This window comes from Microcoleus sp. N9_B4 (assembly GCF_036701635.1).
Taxonomy (GTDB): domain Bacteria; phylum Cyanobacteriota; class Cyanobacteriia; order Cyanobacteriales; family Microcoleaceae; genus Microcoleus.
In genome coordinates, this window is record NZ_JAUBRC010000035.1 from 26,593 (window position 1) to 44,141 (window position 17,549).

15 protein-coding genes and 1 tRNA gene are annotated in these 17,549 nt (G+C 46.4%); 10 read left to right on the top strand and 6 right to left on the bottom strand.

The window, feature by feature from the left end; genetic code table 11:
• Window positions 1-18: 18 nt before the first annotated feature.
• Window positions 19-594 (bottom strand): HD domain-containing protein, encoded by a 576-nt coding sequence (locus QUA43_RS21620; RefSeq protein ID WP_333376373.1) that lies wholly within the window; start codon window positions 592-594, stop codon window positions 19-21.
• A 145-nt stretch (window positions 595-739) separates the two neighbouring features.
• Between QUA43_RS21620 and QUA43_RS21625 the strand changes: the two genes are divergently transcribed.
• The gene (locus tag QUA43_RS21625; RefSeq protein WP_333376375.1) at window positions 740-1,363 is read left to right on the top strand and encodes a Uma2 family endonuclease; all 624 of its coding nucleotides are present in this window, start codon (window positions 740-742) and stop codon (window positions 1,361-1,363) included.
• A 607-nt stretch (window positions 1,364-1,970) separates the two neighbouring features.
• Here QUA43_RS21625 and QUA43_RS21630 read toward each other — a convergent pair.
• The gene (locus QUA43_RS21630; RefSeq protein WP_333045778.1) at window positions 1,971-2,372 is read right to left on the bottom strand and encodes a fasciclin domain-containing protein; all 402 of its coding nucleotides are present in this window, start codon (window positions 2,370-2,372) and stop codon (window positions 1,971-1,973) included.
• Between the two features lie 376 nt (window positions 2,373-2,748).
• Between QUA43_RS21630 and QUA43_RS21635 the strand changes: the two genes are divergently transcribed.
• From QUA43_RS21635 to QUA43_RS21660, 6 genes are all read left to right on the top strand, one after another.
• Window positions 2,749-3,786, top strand: a complete 1,038-nt coding sequence (locus tag QUA43_RS21635; RefSeq protein WP_333376377.1) for an aldo/keto reductase — start codon at window positions 2,749-2,751, stop codon at window positions 3,784-3,786.
• Window positions 3,787-4,621: 835 nt separating this feature from the next.
• Window positions 4,622-5,914 (top strand): glycosyltransferase family 1 protein, encoded by a 1,293-nt coding sequence (locus tag QUA43_RS21640; protein WP_333376379.1) that lies wholly within the window; start codon window positions 4,622-4,624, stop codon window positions 5,912-5,914.
• 149 nt (window positions 5,915-6,063) lie between these two features.
• On the top strand, window positions 6,064-7,305 hold the full coding sequence (gene glf, locus QUA43_RS21645) for a UDP-galactopyranose mutase (RefSeq protein ID WP_333376381.1): 1,242 nt from the start codon (window positions 6,064-6,066) through the stop codon (window positions 7,303-7,305).
• Between the two features lie 104 nt (window positions 7,306-7,409).
• A complete protein-coding gene (locus QUA43_RS21650; protein WP_333376383.1) occupies window positions 7,410-7,766 on the top strand; it encodes an STAS domain-containing protein in 357 nt (118 codons plus the stop codon).
• Between the two features lie 214 nt (window positions 7,767-7,980).
• Window positions 7,981-9,864, top strand: a complete 1,884-nt coding sequence (locus tag QUA43_RS21655) for a glycoside hydrolase family 2 TIM barrel-domain containing protein (protein WP_333376384.1) — start codon at window positions 7,981-7,983, stop codon at window positions 9,862-9,864.
• A gap of 137 nt (window positions 9,865-10,001) precedes the next feature.
• The gene (locus QUA43_RS21660) at window positions 10,002-11,150 is read left to right on the top strand and encodes a beta-glucosidase (RefSeq protein WP_333376386.1); all 1,149 of its coding nucleotides are present in this window, start codon (window positions 10,002-10,004) and stop codon (window positions 11,148-11,150) included.
• A gap of 148 nt (window positions 11,151-11,298) precedes the next feature.
• Here the strand turns inward: QUA43_RS21660 and QUA43_RS21665 are convergent, their stop codons facing one another.
• From QUA43_RS21665 to QUA43_RS21675, 3 genes are all read right to left on the bottom strand, one after another.
• Complete coding sequence (locus QUA43_RS21665; RefSeq protein ID WP_333376388.1) at window positions 11,299-12,333, bottom strand: hypothetical protein; 1,035 nt, start codon at window positions 12,331-12,333, stop codon at window positions 11,299-11,301.
• A gap of 269 nt (window positions 12,334-12,602) precedes the next feature.
• Window positions 12,603-12,675: transfer RNA gene (locus QUA43_RS21670), tRNA-Glu, on the bottom strand.
• An 87-nt stretch (window positions 12,676-12,762) separates the two neighbouring features.
• Window positions 12,763-13,809 (bottom strand): M42 family peptidase, encoded by a 1,047-nt coding sequence (locus tag QUA43_RS21675; RefSeq protein WP_333376390.1) that lies wholly within the window; start codon window positions 13,807-13,809, stop codon window positions 12,763-12,765.
• Window positions 13,810-14,011: 202 nt separating this feature from the next.
• Between QUA43_RS21675 and QUA43_RS21680 the strand changes: the two genes are divergently transcribed.
• The gene (locus QUA43_RS21680; RefSeq protein ID WP_333376392.1) at window positions 14,012-14,401 is read left to right on the top strand and encodes a hypothetical protein; all 390 of its coding nucleotides are present in this window, start codon (window positions 14,012-14,014) and stop codon (window positions 14,399-14,401) included.
• 17 nt (window positions 14,402-14,418) lie between these two features.
• A complete protein-coding gene (locus QUA43_RS21685; RefSeq protein ID WP_333376394.1) occupies window positions 14,419-16,137 on the top strand; it encodes an ATP-binding protein in 1,719 nt (572 codons plus the stop codon).
• A gap of 31 nt (window positions 16,138-16,168) precedes the next feature.
• On the opposite strand, the gene QUA43_RS21690 is transcribed toward QUA43_RS21685, so the two are convergent.
• Window positions 16,169-16,372: a hypothetical protein gene (locus QUA43_RS21690; protein ID WP_333376396.1), complete on the bottom strand. Its 204-nt coding sequence runs from the start codon at window positions 16,370-16,372 to the stop codon at window positions 16,169-16,171.
• Between the two features lie 566 nt (window positions 16,373-16,938).
• Between QUA43_RS21690 and QUA43_RS21695 the strand changes: the two genes are divergently transcribed.
• A complete protein-coding gene (locus QUA43_RS21695) occupies window positions 16,939-17,457 on the top strand; it encodes an FkbM family methyltransferase (protein WP_333376397.1) in 519 nt (172 codons plus the stop codon).
• Window positions 17,458-17,549 lie beyond the last annotated feature (92 nt).

The window sequence follows — 17,549 nt, forward strand, 5'->3', positions numbered from 1 at the left end:
GTTATTGGTTGTTGATTTTTACTTTTTGTCTTCAGAAAGCTTGGTTAATTCTAAAACTGTGCGGTCTAATTCTTCAACGATCGGCGTTAACTCAGCTTGGCGGAATGCTTCTACTAACGAACGATAATACCAGAGAGAACCTTCTTTTTTGCCTTTGAAGCGTTCCCAAACAGTATCGCCTAATTGACGGTAATCTTTCAGGATCGATCGGGCATTATAAAGTTTATCAGCAGCCGAGACTAATCTTACCGAGCCAGAAGCTGTAGAAATGCGATCGATATAAGCTTGTTTTCGCTGACGCCAAGGGGGTTTCGGCGTCGCGTCACTGTCGGTACAGCCGTCTACAATCGCTGTGACGGTATCGCCAAAGCGGCGGCGGATGGCTTCGCGGGTGGTGGCGCCGCCTTGATCTTCGATCGCATCGTGAAGCAAAGCTGCGATCGCCTCATCTTCATTTGCCCCATATTCTAAAGCTATACTAGCAGTGCCCAACAAATGGGCAATGTAGGGAACGCCGGAACCTTTGCGAACTTGGGTAGCGTGCAATTCGGCAGCATAGGTGAGGGCTTCAGAAAAACGGTTTGAGAGAATCATGAAAGTCACCTTTCTGAATTGCTATGATATATAAATTGTCGGGCTAAGTTGAAAAGACAAAATCTACCAAGTTCCATAAGATCGTAAAGATGCGATCGAGAGCGATCGCTTGTACAATTATAATCGTTAAAGAGAGGTTGCTAGCATGACAGCTACTATAATTATATCCAAAAATCCCGACCAAAACTCAGAGCCAGAATTACATCCCAAATTAGAAAATACACCCGAAATTTACCCAGAATCTCAGCCAGAAAAAGTCATATCTCTCGAAGAGTTTTTAGTCAAGCCTCCTGATAGAATGGAATGGGTTGACGGCAACTTAGTGGAGAAAACAGGAATGACATTCAAGCACGGTCTCGCTCAATCTAAACTATCTACATCCTGGAGAAATTACAAACATTCCAGCGGACAGGGAGGAGAAGTTCTTACAGAAGTCCTTTGCCGCACTGGCAAGCAGGGTCGCCGTCCCGATGTTGCTTACATCACTCCACAACTGCTGCCAGAATCAGGCAATTTTACAGCATTTTCCCAAAGTTTTCCTTTGATAGCGGAAGTTGCTTCCCCCGAAGATAGTGGCGAAGAGTTATTTGCGAAAGCTCAGGAATATTTGGAATCGGGATGTTTAGAAGTTTGGTTGCTATTTCCTGAAGCTAGATTGATATTTGTGAATGCAGGGCAGCGCTGGCTGTTGTTTAATGCGGATGAAGTTGTTAACACTCAAAAGGTACTTACAGGTTTTAGCGTAGCTGTGAGTGAACTGTTGGCTTGAGGAATGTGTCAAAGTAATTTATTAAAACCCTAAAAATAGCCCTTAAAAAATTGAAACTCAAGGTGATAAACTTTAGCTTAATGCGAGGTTTGATGAGAATATTGGAGCGAAAAAACCTAGTTTAATATCGCTTTACAGGTTAATTGGAACTATTGATAAATTAGATAGCGATTAAACTATAACGTTCCGCTTTTTCCAACCAACTCCAAGGCGTTTTCCTTGATTTTAAAGAGGCGGCAACTCAGCTTCATCATAATGGACGGGTAATCAATTTTTCTTAGTCTGTTACACGTTGGATTTTGCCGACTTATGGCGTTTACTCAGGAACTAAAGCAGCGGTATATCACTCTTTTGTCAATGCGTAAGTCCTATAATCAAGGAAAATCGCTGAAACCTAGTCCCTGATTAGAATAGCGCCGAGGGAGCCATTCCTGTAATTGAAGATGATCCTGATTTCCACTTTTCCTCCGCCTAGACAGATAAAAGAGCGATAGTTTTAATTATCGAGCTGCGTAAAATATTTAAATCTCAACTATCAACTAAAACAGGGCGGTGGCTAACAACAGCCACCGCCCTCAAGATAGTATTGCGCTATCTAAATCTGTGCTTACGCAGGAAGCAAGACTGAATCAATAATGTGGATGACACCATTATCAGCAGCAACATCGGCTGTTGTAACGGTAGAATCATTGATTTTGACGCCGTTGGAAGCATCAATTTTTACTTCTGAACCTTCAACTGTCTTGGCAGATGTCAGCTTGACTACATCAGCAGCCATAACTTTGCCAGAAACGACATGATAAGTCAAGATTTTTGTGAGCTTAGGAATGTCCTTAAGCAGTGCGTCTACAGTACCTGCGGGAAGCTTAGCAAAAGCTTCGTCAGTAGGTGCAAAAACTGTGAAGGGGCCAGCGCCTTTGAGAGTATCTACTAAACCAGCAGCTTTGACAGCAGCAACTAGGGTTGTAAAAGATCCAGCCGAAACGGCGGTATCAACGATATCAGCCAAGTGAGTCACCTAGTTTGTGTAATCTATAAATCACTATAACGCTAAAAAGTTAATTTAGCTACATTAATTTTTTCTCTAGTTCTGTCTGGTTTTCTGATTATTTAAGATAGCATTTTTTATTTAACTCATTTCATAAAATACCTATCTAAAGGTAGATATTTGTTTTGCCATTTTAGTGTATTTTAATTTATTGATGTAATCCTAAATACATTAGTAAGCCGATCGCCCGTGCTACGACATTTTGATTAACTTGGCAAAACATTCAACATTAAGCACAGCGCTAAGGCCCCGTAAAACCCACCACCCCGACTGATGGCAACAGTTTGGGAAATCCCGATCTAAACTGTTAACAACCACTAACTAACGGAAGGGTGACATGAGATACAAGCTACTAGGTCACAGCGGACTTCGCGTTTCGGAAATCTGCCTCGGAACCATGACTTTTGGGGAAGAGTGGGGTTGGGGCGGTTCCTACGACGAAAGCCGGAAAATGTTCGACGCCTTTGCAGAAGCCGGCGGCAATTTCATTGATACCGCGAATCTCTACACCAACGGTACTAGCGAAAAATATGTCGGTGAGTTCATCGCAGCCGATCGCGAAAAATGGGTAGTTGCCACTAAGTATAGCCTCAATATGAAGAATGGCGAAATCAACGGTTTCGGCAACCACCGCAAAAATATGGTACAAGCAGTAGAAGCAAGTTTGAAGCGGCTGCAAGTTGAATACATAGATTTGCTGTGGCTGCACGCTTGGGATTTTACCACACCCGTCGAAGAAGTAATGCGCGCTTTTGACGATTTGGTGCGCGCTGGCAAAGTTCTTTACATCGGCATTTCCGATACGCCGGCTTGGATTATTTCTCAAGCAAATACGATCGCCAATCTGCGCGGTTGGACACCATTTATCGGCTTGCAAATCGAGTATTCTTTAAAAGAGCGAACTCCTGAACGGGACTTGATCCCTATGGCAAAAGCCTTTGATATTGGCGTCACAGCTTGGAGTCCCTTAGCAGCCGGTTTGCTGACAGGAAAATACAACACTTCAGAAACAGCCAGCGAAGCTAAACGGCTGAATTCACCTGAATCGGGAAAAATTAACGAACGAGACCTCAAAATTGCTGACGAAGTTAGCAAAATAGCAGCCGAAATTGGCAAACCTGCTTCTCAAGTAGCCCTAAATTGGCTGCGACAACAGCCAGTCAAAGTTATTCCGATTGTGGGTTCGCGCAAACTCTCGCAACTTCAGGAAAATCTCGCTTGTTTGGAGTTTGAATTAACCCCGGAACAAATGCAGCAGTTAGACAAAGTAAGTGCAATTGAATTGGGTTTCCCTCACGATTTCTTAAAGAGTTCGACGGTGCAAGATTTTGCCTTTGGAGGGGGAATCGCCAAAATTGACAGCCGCCGACTGTAAAGTTGCTGCTATTTTCTAGTCGCGGGTTTACGTGGATATTTTGCGTTTGATTGCAGATATCGGCGAACCCGCCCTTAGAGGGATGATTGACATTTGTGCTGTGGGCGCGAGGTTAAACTGACGCCCACAGGGCAAATGTCATCATCTTGGTTTCTTGGCACAGACTCGCATAAAATCTTAGGTTTATCGTTGCCGTTACCTGTTTTCTTTGATATTGTTGAGATAGGTGATATTGTGTCAGTTTAACCCCACTGCATAAACTGTTAATTGTTAATCTATCGGAAGTAAGAAATCTTTGACGAAACCTTGTATATTAGGATACAAATTTTCCCTAATAGCGATCGGATGATTTAAAAAAAGCAAGGTTGGTCAAATCAAAAAGCAACATAAACTTGATGGCAAATTTTCTATCATCTTCAAATAAAGCAATAAAACTCGCTCTTGTTTCACCCCGTACCTGCCAGTTAAGAGTCATTTTACAAGGTAGATCGGCATTTTAACGGCTTTTGAACCCAGCTTGCTAGCTAGGTGTCTCCTGAGATAAAAGTCATCCTTCAGATAGAAGTTAGGGCAGAAAAACTGGGTTACATTTAACAACAATAGCAAGTCTAACAATATTAACTTATCTCTAAGTTTCAATTCTGAAAAAAGTAGATAAGCCTGTTTTTTTCGCAGCTAAACAGTTTCTTTGTTTGGCTCACTGAATGCGGCGCTTGCTCGTCAATAAAAGTTCTCAGATTTATGCTTGCGGCTTTTAGTAAGACACGGCTGAGAAATATATCCTATTGACCACTTTTAACTGACAAATTTTCATTGACAAATTCCAGAGGCTAATATGTCGCCCCCAGAAAACTCAGTAAACAATAATTATAGCAATAAAGATCGAGCATGGGAGATCCGATTTACCTCTATAGATCCAGCCAAATCGCCCTCTCAATTCGCTGCCTCGCCCGCATTGCGCGCCAACTTATCAAAAACTGAGGCTTTAGATGCACCAGATTTAGTTTGCCTGTCTCATTTGCGGTGGAATTTTGTCTATCAGCGTCCGCAACATCTCTTGAGCCGCTGTGCCAAAAAACGTCGCGTATTCTTTGTAGAAGAACCTGTGTTTAGCGCGGCTACAGATTGGTGGCTTGATGTCAGCATCCACGAAAGCGGAGTCTGGGTAATAGTACCCCACCTGAGCGAAGGAACCAGCGAAGCAACAGCACAAACTGCTCAGCAAGCCATGCTAGATGATTTGTTTCGAGCGGCAGAAATTAGCCAGTATATTCTGTGGTATTACACACCAATGGCTGTCAGTTTCACAAGCCACTTAAAGCCGCTAGCTCTAGTCTACGACTGCATGGATGAACTGTCAGCATTTCAAGGCGCGCACCCGGATTTAAAAGCCAATGAAAACCAATTATTAAAGCGCGCCAGCGTAGTATTTACCGGGGGACACAACCTTTACGAAGCTAAACAGCACCAGCACCCCAACATTCACCCCTTCCCTAGCAGCATCGAAAAAGAACACTTTGCGACAGCCAGGAATCTTTCAGAAGAACCGGCGGATCAAAAAGATATTCCTCACCCGCGTTTGGGATTTTATGGCGTCATAGACGAACGCATGGATATCGAACTGCTGGCGGGCATGGCCCAAGCAAGGCCAGACTGGCATTTAGTCATCATTGGCCCGGTGGTGAAAATCGATCCGACAACTCTGCCAACTCACCCAAATATCCACTATCTCGGCGGCAAATCTTATCAAGAATTGCCAGCGTATCTTGGCGGATGGGATATCGCCATGCTGCCTTTTGCGATTAACGAATCGACTAAGTTTATTAGTCCGACGAAAACTCCAGAATACCTCGCTGCCGGCAAACCTGTGATTTCTACTCCTATCCGCGACGTGGTGCGGCCTTACGGAGACAACGGCTTGGTTCGGATTGCTAGCAATTCGGAAGAATTCGTTGCTTGTGCCCAAGAAATCCTCAGCGAAAGTTCGGACGTTCGCACCAAGTGGCTGAGTGAAGTAGATGCCTTTTTAGCAGACAATTCTTGGGACAATACCTGGGGCGAAATGCTGGGGTTGATCGAAAGTGCGATCGAAGGCACAAGGCAGAAGTCATTAGTCAGTAGTCATTAGTCAGTAGTCAGTAGTCAGTTGGCTGTTGGCTGTTGACTGTTGGTTATTTGTGAGTTGTTACCAATGCCCAATGCCCAATGCCCAATGCCCAATGCCCAATTACCAATTACCAATTCCCAATTACCTTACTAAAAATCAGAGGTGTTTTAATGTTTGACTATTTAATCGTCGGAGCGGGATTTGCAGGTAGCGTCATTGCCGAAAGACTCGCAAATGAAGCCGGAAAAACAGTCCTGATAATTGATACCCGCAACCACATCGGCGGCAACGCATACGATCACTACGACAATCATGGCATCCTCGTACACAAATACGGCCCCCACATTTTTCACACCAATTCGCGCCCTGTTTTCGAGTATCTTTCGCGGTTCACAGACTGGCGGCCCTACGAACACCGCGTCCTCGCCAGTGTTGACGGTCAACTGCTGCCAATTCCGATCAATCTCAACACCGTAAACAAACTTTACGGACTGAATCTCACCTCATTTGAAGTTGAAGATTTCTTTGCGAAAGTAGCAGAACCAAAGGATTACATTCGCACTTCCGAAGATGTAGTTGTCAGCAAAGTCGGTCGCGAACTTTACGAGAAATTCTTCCGCAACTACACCCGCAAACAGTGGGGAATGGACCCGTCGGAACTCGACAACTCAGTGATTGCGCGCGTACCTACTCGCACTAACCGGGACGATCGCTATTTTACCGATACCTATCAAGCAATGCCCCTGCACGGCTACACTCGGATGTTTGAAAAGATGCTTTCTCACCCAAACATCAAGGTGATGCTGAATACCGACTACCGGGAGATTGAGGGTTTTATCCCTTACGGGGAAATGATTTACACCGGGCCAGTCGATTCCTATTTCAATTATTGCTACGGCAAACTTCCTTACCGTTCCTTGGAATTTAAGCACGAAACGCTGAACGTACCTGTACACCAAGAAGCACCGGTGGTAAATTACCCTAACGAGCATTTATATACTCGCTGTACCGAGTTTAAATACCTCACCGGACAAGAGCATCTAAAAACTAGCATTGTCTACGAATATCCCCAAGCTGAGGGAGACCCTTACTACCCAGTTCCGCGTCCAGAAAATGCCGAAATTTACAAGAAATATAAGGCATTGGCTGATGCAACTCCGGGAGTTTCTTTCGTGGGAAGGCTGGCCACTTACAGGTATTACAACATGGATCAAGTGGTTGCTCAAGCTCTGACAACTTACACACAAATTACTACCAAGCCGATGATTGAATTGGTAGAAAATGTTAACGGTTCTGCCTCTAATGTAAGCTCATCCAATGGAGTTGCCCCTCGCCCAGCCGCAGCTTCTCTAGAAGTCGCTGCTGTCAACAACGGCAACGGCAACGGCAACATCAAATCTGTTAGCAAGTAGCTGGAAGTTGCGAGTTCCTGGTAAAAAGGTAAGGTGCTGATGGAGCACCTTACTAGGTTTTTATCAAAAGTTATTTAATAATTCAAACAAGCATTGAGGTAAAAATGAACGTTATCGTTAAAATAGTTTTGTCTCATGAGGTTTTGGAAGTTTCTCAATTTGCTCAGTTTCAGAAAGAAATACAGCGCCTCATTGAAAGCGGTGGCAAAATTCTTATGCTGGATTTTTCAAAAATAAATTTCCTGAAAAATTCCGAGTTAATGGCTGTAGTGGCGATCGTGAAATTAGTTAGAGACAGCGAATGTATACTTTTGATATCTGCCATGAGCGAACAAGTTAGAATTCTATTTGAACTCACGGGACTACAGCAAATATTTCAGTGTTTGCCGTTTGCAGAAGAATTTTATCTCAAAAGTGAGCTAACTGAACCGTTAGAAGGTTTGCCAAGTCTAGCTAGCTAGAGGGAGAGGGGGGGAGGGGGGTATACGAAAAATCTTCCTGGTTTTTTCTTCCTGGTTTATTGTTTCTTCTTCTGACTAATGACTTCAGCACAAGAGAGCCTTCAGATGAGGCTGTTTTAATGGGCAGAACTTTTGCAAATTAATCAGCAAAAAACTTGTCAAAGTGGTGGTAATTGTAGCTAACCTATAAATATAACTTTGGGTAGATGTGCCGATGAGTTGGTTAGGTAGAGAACTAGAAAACTGCGAGATAGAAGAGTCTGCAACTCTTGATAGTAAGGTGACAGTTCAAGGACGGAAAACAGGTTATCCGCGCCCCCAACTGCGCCGGAGCAACTGGATTTGTCTCAATGGTCAGTGGAGGTTTGCTTACGATGACGCGGGCCACTGTGTGCAGCCGATCGATATTTCGGAGTGGACTCACACTATAGAAGTGCCGTTTGCTCCAGAATCCGCAAAAAGCGGGATCGGCGACACGAATTTTCACGCCAACTGCTGGTATGAACGCGAATTTGACGTACCCCACACAGAAGGCAGAGTTCTCCTCCACTTTGGGGCCGTAGACTACCGCGCCCGCGTCTGGGTGAACGGTCAGTTTGTCATAGAACACGAAGGCGGACACACTCCTTTCACCGCAGACATTACAGCAGTTGTGAACCTCAACGGGCAGCAGCGGGTGACAGTCTGGGCCCACGACGACCCGCAAGATTTGGAGCAACCACGCGGCAAGCAAGACTGGCAAATAGAGCCCCACAGTATTTGGTATCCGCGCACGACCGGTATTTGGCAGACAGTCTGGGTAGAATTGGTGCCTCACACTTATATCGAGCGCATCCGCTGGACTCCGCAGTTTGAACGCTGGGAAATCGGTTTTGAAGCGTTTGTCGCGGGCGATCGCCAGTCGGGAATCCAGATTAAAGTTAAACTGTCGATCGGCTGTTTGCTGCTAGTCAACGACACCTACGAAGTTATCAACGGCGAAATCCACCGCCGCATCGCCCTCTCAGACCCTGGTATCGACGACTACCGCAACGAACTGCTGTGGAGTCCCGAAAAGCCGACGCTAATTAACGCTCAAGTGCAGTTGTGGGCCGACGGCAAACTACTCGACGAGATTAAATCCTACACCGCCATGCGGACTGTCAGCATCCAGCGCGATCGCTTCATGCTAAACGGCCGCCCCTACTACTTGCGACTGGTACTCGACCAAGGCTACTGGCCAGACACCCTGATGACTGCACCCTCCGACGAAGCTTTGCGCCACGATGTCGAATTAGTCAAAGCAATGGGTTTCAACGGCGTCCGCAAGCACCAAAAAATCGAAGACCCCCGATTTTTGTACTGGGCAGACGTGCTGGGGCTCCTAGTTTGGGAAGAAATGCCCAGCGCCTACCGCTTCACTCCCAAAGCCGTGCAACGGCTGACGCGGGAGTGGACAGAAGTCATCGACCGCGACGGCAGCCACCCCTGTATCGTAGTCTGGGTGCCGTTCAACGAATCCTGGGGAGTTCCGAATTTAGTCGAAGCCGCAGCCCACCGCAACTACGTGCAAGCGCTGTATTTCTTGACCAAAACCCTCGATCCGACTCGCCCCGTCATCGGTAACGACGGCTGGGAAAGCATCGATACCGACATCCTGGCGATTCACGACTACGACAACAACCCGCAAACCCTAGCCAAGCGCTACGGGCCCGAAGTCCAGCTAGCCGATTTGTTCGATCGCGGGCGTCCCGGCGGGCGAGTCCTCACCCTCGACGGCCACCCGCACCAAGGACAGCCGATGATGCTGACAGAATTTGGTGGCATTGCCTGCGCCGGTCGCGAAAACCCTGATTTTTACAGGGTTTGGGGCTACGTGCGCGCGTCGGACACGATCGAACTGCAAAGGCGCTACTGCGCGCTGTTGAAGGTGGTAAACCGAGTGGAAATGTTCAGCGGATTTTGTTACACGCAGTTAACCGATACTTTCCAAGAAGCTAACGGTTTGCTGTATGCCGATCGCACTCCCAAGTTTCCCCTAGAGGTGATCGCGGCGGCAACTCTCGGCTGGGATATTCCCGAAGAAAGTTCACAGCCGCAAGCTATTACTCAGTGCTAATCAGGCATGGGGCATGGGGCATGGGGCATGGGGGATCGGTTATTAGTTATTAGTTATTAGTTATTAGTTAACAATTACCAATTTCTAAATTCCTAATGCCCAATGCCCAATGCCCAATGCCCAATGCCCAATGCCCAATGCCCAATGACCCATTACCCATTCGATTGATGTTTCAAAGTTTTTTCATGGGCGGTTTTGAATGTTCCACCCACAAATTGCTATCAGGAAAGCGTCTCGACGTAACCGCCGCTACTGGCCACGATAAATTTGCAGTCGCCGACTACCAGCGATTGCAACAGCAAGGCATTTACACAGTCCGCGAAGGCCTCCGCTGGCACTTAATTGAACAGTCGCCCGGAAAATACGATTTTTCCAGTTCCCTGCCAATTATCCGCGCCGCCCGCGACATGAAAATGCAGGTAATTTGGGATTTGTTTCACTACGGCTGGCCTGACGATATTGATATTTTCAGTCCCGAATTTGTGTCCAGGTTTGCAAGCATGGTGCGCGCTTTTATGGAAGTGCTAACTGAGGAAACAGACCAAACACCTTTTGTAACACCTGTCAATGAAATTTCATTTATTGCTTGGGCCGGCGGCGATGTCGCCTACATCAATCCGTTTGCGAAAGGGCGGGGAGACGAGCTCAAAATCCAGTTAATCAAAGCTGCGATCGCAGCGATAGAATCAGTTTGGGAAGTCAATCCCAGCACTCGCATCGTTCAAATCGATCCCACAATTAACATTATTGCCGATCCTGACAAACCGGAGGATCGGGACGCAGCGGAAGGTTATCGCTTATCTCAATATCAAGCTTGGGATATGTTAGCTGGACGTTTTCGCCCGGAACTGGGCGGTAAGGAAAAATATCTCGATATTATTGGGGTGAATTATTACGATCGCAATCAGTGGATTCACAATGAAGAGCCGATGAAATACACCGATCCGCTGTACCGCCCGTTTCGCGAACTGCTGCAAGAAGTGTTTGAGCGCTACGGCCGCCCCTTATTCGTAGCAGAAACAGGCACTGAAGACGATTTTAGACCTGTCTGGTTTAATTATGTGTGCACTGAGGTAATGGCGGCGATGAAAGCAGGAGTTCCGATAGAGGGAATCTGCTTGTATCCGATTGTTAACCATCCGGGTTGGGACGACGATAGGCACTGTTACAATGGTTTGTGGGATTATTGCAATGAATCGGGCGATCGGGAAATTTACCAGCCTTTGGCGGATGAATTGCAGTTTCAAAGGCAGCAGATTGAACCGTTGCTGAAGTTGCAGGATTGATGATTGTTATATAATAATGAAACCCAACAACAGTTGATGTTGGGTTTCACTAAGTTCAACCCAACCTACTACAGGAATTTCGATCGAGCGGACACGATCTAATATCCCTTCTCACAACTTTGTATGTAATCTATCCCACATCTTCGTTTTAAACTTTTTCACTTTGCCTGGCTTTTGCTTCCAACTCTGCCATTTTTGTCATCCTTAGTTCATGTAATGTCTTCTTAATCGAACTAAGCATTGCCCATTCATAAATATTTATAGAAGACCAACCAGTAACTTTCTTTCCCCAATTATTATAGGAGATTTCTTCCCCATTAAATCTGACAAATGTATCATCAATTATTATAGCTTCAGAGCTTTCAAAATTTTTAATTTCAAGGCTATCCCCAGCTTTGATTAATTCCCACTCAAACAACTGGTCCATTCGAGGTAGCCAAGTTCTATTAAAGGCAGAAGCAGTGGATATAATTTCTTCCTTGATTGTAGAAGATTCTCCGGCTAAACCCACGTAAAAATCATCCAGTTGTGCCGGAGGCAAAATTTTCTCAATACTCAAAAAACCTTGCTCTCCTATAAAAACAGGAGTGATATTAAGACAGATAGCGTCTACCCCATTTGCAATCAACCAAGCAACAGCAGAAAGGGTTTGCTCATCAAAGGATGAGGCTATAAGTATTATTCGTTGTTTTTTGTTAAAGGTTTTGAGTGCGTCATTGCTTGACAAGAATTTATTCAACTCTCGTCTCGCTTTTTCACTAGGAGTCAAATCACCTAATTCATACTCATCTTTGTGGATCTCGATATACGAACTATAGACCAACTCTACAAGGGATTCAGGTGTAGAAATTTTGGCATAACTCGCGGCATACCTGATAGCTTGAAATTCAAAAGGTTCTTTTCTGGCTTTGATGTCTTGTACGTCGCGTTTAATCTCGATTAGAACAATATTGCCATCTGCATCGATGGCAGTCAGGTCGCTAATCCCGTTACTCGCATTACGAACTTGTTGACCTACAACTAGAAGAGTTTGGTCATCCCCAAAGAGCAAATTAATGTTTTTGCGTAAGAACTCTTCAATATGTCTTTCCTGTAAGTTTAAGTCTTTAAAGTTTCTAACTTTTATTTCTATTGCTTCGTTCCTTTGGATGCCGCTGTGGTCGAAAGTAACAGGTATGTACATCGCACTCCCTTTGCTGCTATTAGCTGTCTAAGTGTTCAACTATATTGAGCCCATGTATCCGCTCAATAATCCGGGGTAAATCGCTCAACTATGCACCAGGAACCAAACTAAATCAAGCCGATTTTTGCCGTTGCTGCGGGATCTCACGTGTCTTCTCAGCAAAAACCCGGTTTCTGGCTATCCGTGCGTAAGTCCTAATAGCAATAAGGGCGGGCAAATGCCCACCCTACATACTAGATATCGATTTGATATCAGAGTTAAATTTTCAATACCCCCAGGGGAATTCGAATCCCCGTCGCATCCGTGAAAGGGATGTGTCCTAGGCCTCTAGACGATGGGGGCGCGTCGTTGCGTTTGCTTGTGTTCCGCACCTTTATTACCTTAACTAATCTTTCCCAATCTGTCAACTACTTTGCGAAACTTTTTTTTCTACTCGTCCCAAAGCTCGTCACAGTAGGCTTTGAGGATGGCGGCGCAATTGCCGATCGCCCCGAGATGAGCAATTTCAAAGCCGTGGGTGTTCTGGGTGGGGAAAGCCAAACAAGCGGCGCGGGCTACGTGGCCGAACTTCATCGCGATCGAAGCATCGCTCCCAAAACCGCTAATTACCGCCAACTGCACCTCTACATCCGATGCTGCGGCGGCGGCGCGCAATTGGGCGTTCAATCCTTCATCGTAGACTCCGTAGCCGTCCTGAACCAGCAAAACCGGGTTTTCGCCGTCACGAATCGGGTATTCCGGTGCCAGAGGGCAAATTTCCAAAGCGATCAGCGCGTCCAACGGCTGGCGCTGGGTGAAATACAAAGCTCCGATCGCCCCAACCTCCTCCTTCGCCGACGCTACCAAATAAACATTCACCGCAGGCTCTTTCAAACATTCCGCCAGAGCCAGCAAAATCGCCACTGAAGCCTTGTTGTCCAGAGTGTAGCTCGCGATCCAATCCTTCAACCGCAGCGGGCGCTTGCGGTGCTTTCCCACCACCATCCGCGTGCCCGGTCGAATTCCGGCCTCGGCTAATTCCTCGGCGGTACACTTAGTTTCAATCCAGGCATTTTCCCACTTTAAAGAAACATCTTCCTGCTGAGCTTTCTGAGGAGATTCGTGAGAAACATGGCGGGAACCAAAGCTGAGAATGCCGCTAATTGTTTGCTTGTCTCCGAGCAAATCCACCACGCCTTCGCCGTAAATCCAAGGAAACGAGCCGCCCAATCTGCGGACTTCCACCCGGCCACTCTCGCCTATTGTTTTAACTAGGGCGCCAATTTCGTCTTTGTGGGCGGTAATGGCGATCGACTTTTCGGGATTGCGACCCTTAATTAGGGCGATCGCATTGTCCGCGCGATCGAGCCAAGCATTCACTCCTAGGGCGGCGAATTTTTCCATCAACCGCTGGTTAATTTCCGATTCCGCACCGCTGGGTGAGTGCAGCATTACTAATTCTTCGATTGTTTGGAACAGGCGATCGAACTCTAACATTTTTGATTTTCGTTTTTAGGAGCGAATTTTGACATATATTAAAGCAGATTTACTCTCTATTTCCCCGGCGGTACACTTAGTTTTAATTCAGGCATTTTCCCACTTTAAAGAAACATCTTCCTGCTGAGCTTTTTGAGGAGCGTAGGAATGAAGCAATTGGAGGCAGCAAAGGGCGATTGAGTAACAAGATTCATGCGAGCGCGTGGATGCGTTGGGCAATCCGTTGGGGTTTCACTTCACCCCCGACAAACTGGTGACGCGAGTAGGAGGCGACCAACTGCAGCCATTACTGGTGGCGGATACACTGCTGGCTAACAAGGGCTATGATCCTGATCAGCGTGTGATTGACCGCCTCAAATCCGAGGGCAAGACCACCGTGATTTCACCTCGCCGCAATTGCAAGACCCTGGAAACTTACGATGCTCAATTGTACAAAGCCCGTCATTTGATTGAGAACTTTTTTCCCAAGCTGAAGCAGTATCCGGCAATCGCGACGCGCTGTCACCCTAGGGCGGTGAACTTTCCGGCGTGCGATTCTTCTGGCTGCTGCGGTCATCTGGTTGAATTGATGACACCCCCTAAATTAACTTGACAGTGCCGTAAACTAATATGCCTGACTTCTTGAGCACCTTCTTTTCTAATAATTTCATTCCTCACGGGCATTGTTACCTCTGGAAACCGGAGTTAGTCTGGCTGCACATAACGTCCGATGCCTTGACTACCCTCGCTTATTACTCGGTGGCGGTTGCCATTGTTTACTTTACAAATGAGCGTAAGGATCTGCCTGCCGACACGGTGACGCTGCTGGTGGGTTTCTTTTTTATCTTTGCCTTATGTGGCACGACGCACCTGATGGAAATAGTGACACTTTGGCACCCCATTTATTGGGTTTCAGGACTGATCAAAGCTATCACTGGTGTTTGGTCTTTCTATACGTTCACCTTTTTATTGATTCCCTTAATTCCAGTGGCACTCGATACGCCCAGTCCAGCCCAACTTGCCCTTACAAACCAGGAACTAGAAGAGAGTCGCCGCCGTATCCAGGCGATTAATGTGGAGCTAGAGCAACGGGTGCAGGAACGCACTGCCCAACTGGAAGCTTCTAATCGCACCAAAGATGAATTATTGATGCGTGAACAAATAATTCGGGCAGAGGCAGAGGCAGCCAACCGTGCCAAGGATGAGTTTCTCTCGATTCTTTCTCATGAACTCAGAACTCCTCTCAACGCCATCTTAGGGTGGTCAACGATGTTACGGCAGAAAAACCTGAGTGAGGATAAGGTGGCGCGGGCTTTGGAGACGATCGAGCGAAACGCGAAGTCTCAAGCCCAGCTCATCGAAGACATCCTGGATGTTTCTCGCATCATCACAGGTAAACTGCGCCTCCGAGTCCGTCCTGTCAACCTCGTGTCGGTGATTGAATCGGCGATTGAGTCTGTACAGTTGGCGGCTGAGGCAAAGTCAATTCGCCTGCAAAGCGTGCTCGATTCTGAAGTTGCCCCGCTCTTGGGTGATGCCGATAGGTTGCAGCAAGTTGTGTGGAATCTACTTTCTAATGCCCTCAAATTTACGCCTAAAGACGGGCGAGTCCAGATTCGTTTGCAGCGGGTTAATTCCCATGTTGAAATTACTGTCAGCGATACTGGGGCAGGCATCAGCTCGGAATTTCTACCGTTTGTCTTTGATCGCTTCAGCCAGCACGACAGCACGACTACTCGCAGTTATGGGGGGTTGGGTTTAGGGTTAGCCATTGTGCGTCAATTAGTTGAATTACATGGCGGGACTGTAACGGTAGTGAGTCCAGGGATAGGACAGGGGACGACCTTTACAGTCAAACTGCCCGTGATGATTATCCATCTACCACCGAGCGATCCAGAGCCATTAAACTCGATCGTCGAGGCGCATGGGAGGTTTCAGGCCTCGCCGACCCTTGAAGGCTTACAAATCTTAGTTGTAGAGGACGAGGCTGACGCGCTAGAGTTGCTGAGCACGATTCTCGAAAAGTATGGTGCTGATGTCATGGCTGTGGCTTCCGTCAAGGAGGCCTTGACCATTATCGAAACCGGAACCGATCGCAGCCCCGATGTTTTAGTGAGCGATATTGGGATGCCGGATGAGGATGGCTACTCGCTGATCCGCAAGTTGCGTCAACTTGAAGCGCTGCGGGGCGGTAGGCTACCCGCGATCGCGCTGACGGCTTATGCCCGAAATGACGATCGTCAGCAGGCACTATTAGCCGGTTTTCAGATGCATTTGACCAAACCCGTAGATGCTGCCGAGTTAGTGGCGGTGGTGGCCAGCCTCACCGGACGTATAAGCAGGTACTAAAACCCAGGTGTTCAAGATTCAGGCAAAAAGTCTACTGTGTCAAAAATAGGAAGCACTCTGAGTTGTTATCGAGTAGAGCCTGCATCAGTGCTAGATTCTCTAGGGTGCGAATTTCGTCTTTGTCAGCGGTAATGGCGATCGACTTTTGGGGATTGCGGTCGGGAATTAGGGCGATCGCATTGTTTGCACGATCGAGCCAAGCATTCACTCGCGGGCTGGCGAATTTTTCCCTCAACCGCTAGTTAATTTCCGACTCCCCAGCCCTGGGAAGGTGGAGCATTACTAACTCTTCAATTGTTGGGAGCAGTCCATCGAACTCTAACATTTTTCAATTCCGTGTTTTGAAGCGCATTTTGACATATATTAAAGCATATTTACTCTCGATTTCCTCTTCTTATGAACAAAAAAATAACTCTCTGTAATGATGTCTAGCGCCTTCTCAACAAACTCGCAATCAGCCGGATTTGTTGACTAAAACTCTTCCCTTCAGGTTCAATTTCCAGACTTAAACTCGATTTACAAGCGGTGCAAAATGTGAATTATTACCTACAGGCTTTTCCATCATCTAACGTTATTTTAAAATTAAAACAAATCTCCATCTCTCCCTATGCTTGTCCATAAACTTCAGCAACTCGTGCAGCGCCAAATTCGAGCCAAAAAGTTAGGGATTAAATTTAACAGAGTTGCTAATACCATTTCTCTAAAATCGTGCAACACTCTTCGACCCCCCCTAGCCCCCCCTTGCTAAGGGGGGGACAAGAATACTGTTGCATTCTTTTTTAAAATTGGTATAACTTTCAATTGCCCGAACAATTAATTGTGCAAGGAAAACTGCATCAAGTAAACGTGCCTTCAGAGAAAGGCATGGACGGAGAATTTATAGAAGTGCTTTTAGACGACTGCTACGGAGTCGAGCAACTATCTGAATCGCTGATGACAATTATTGATATTGGAGCCAATGTGGGCTTATTTCCGATTGCTGCGAGGAACAGGTTTCCCCAGGCCGTAATTCACGCCTACGAAGCTAATCCATACCTAGAAAATTACCTCAAACATCAATCTCAAATCGCAAATTTTACATATTTTATGGAAGCAGTAGGAGACCGAGATGGTAAAGTAGTCCTCGACATTCGGGAAGTTTCGGGAAAAACCCGATCGACAGTTAGCGAAAGCGGCGAAATACCAATGATATCATTTCGCAGGGCGATCGAGCGAATTGGTGGTAACGTCGATTTAGCCAAAGTAGACTGCGAAGGTGCAGAAGGGCTGTTATTTGAAGATCGAGATACTTGGCAACTTGTGCAAAACCTTTCTTTATAATATCACTTGTGGTCTGGTCACACTCACGCGGAAACCCGACAAATTATTGAAGACTTAGGATTTCGGATCGGAAAGCAAATACCAATAGATAA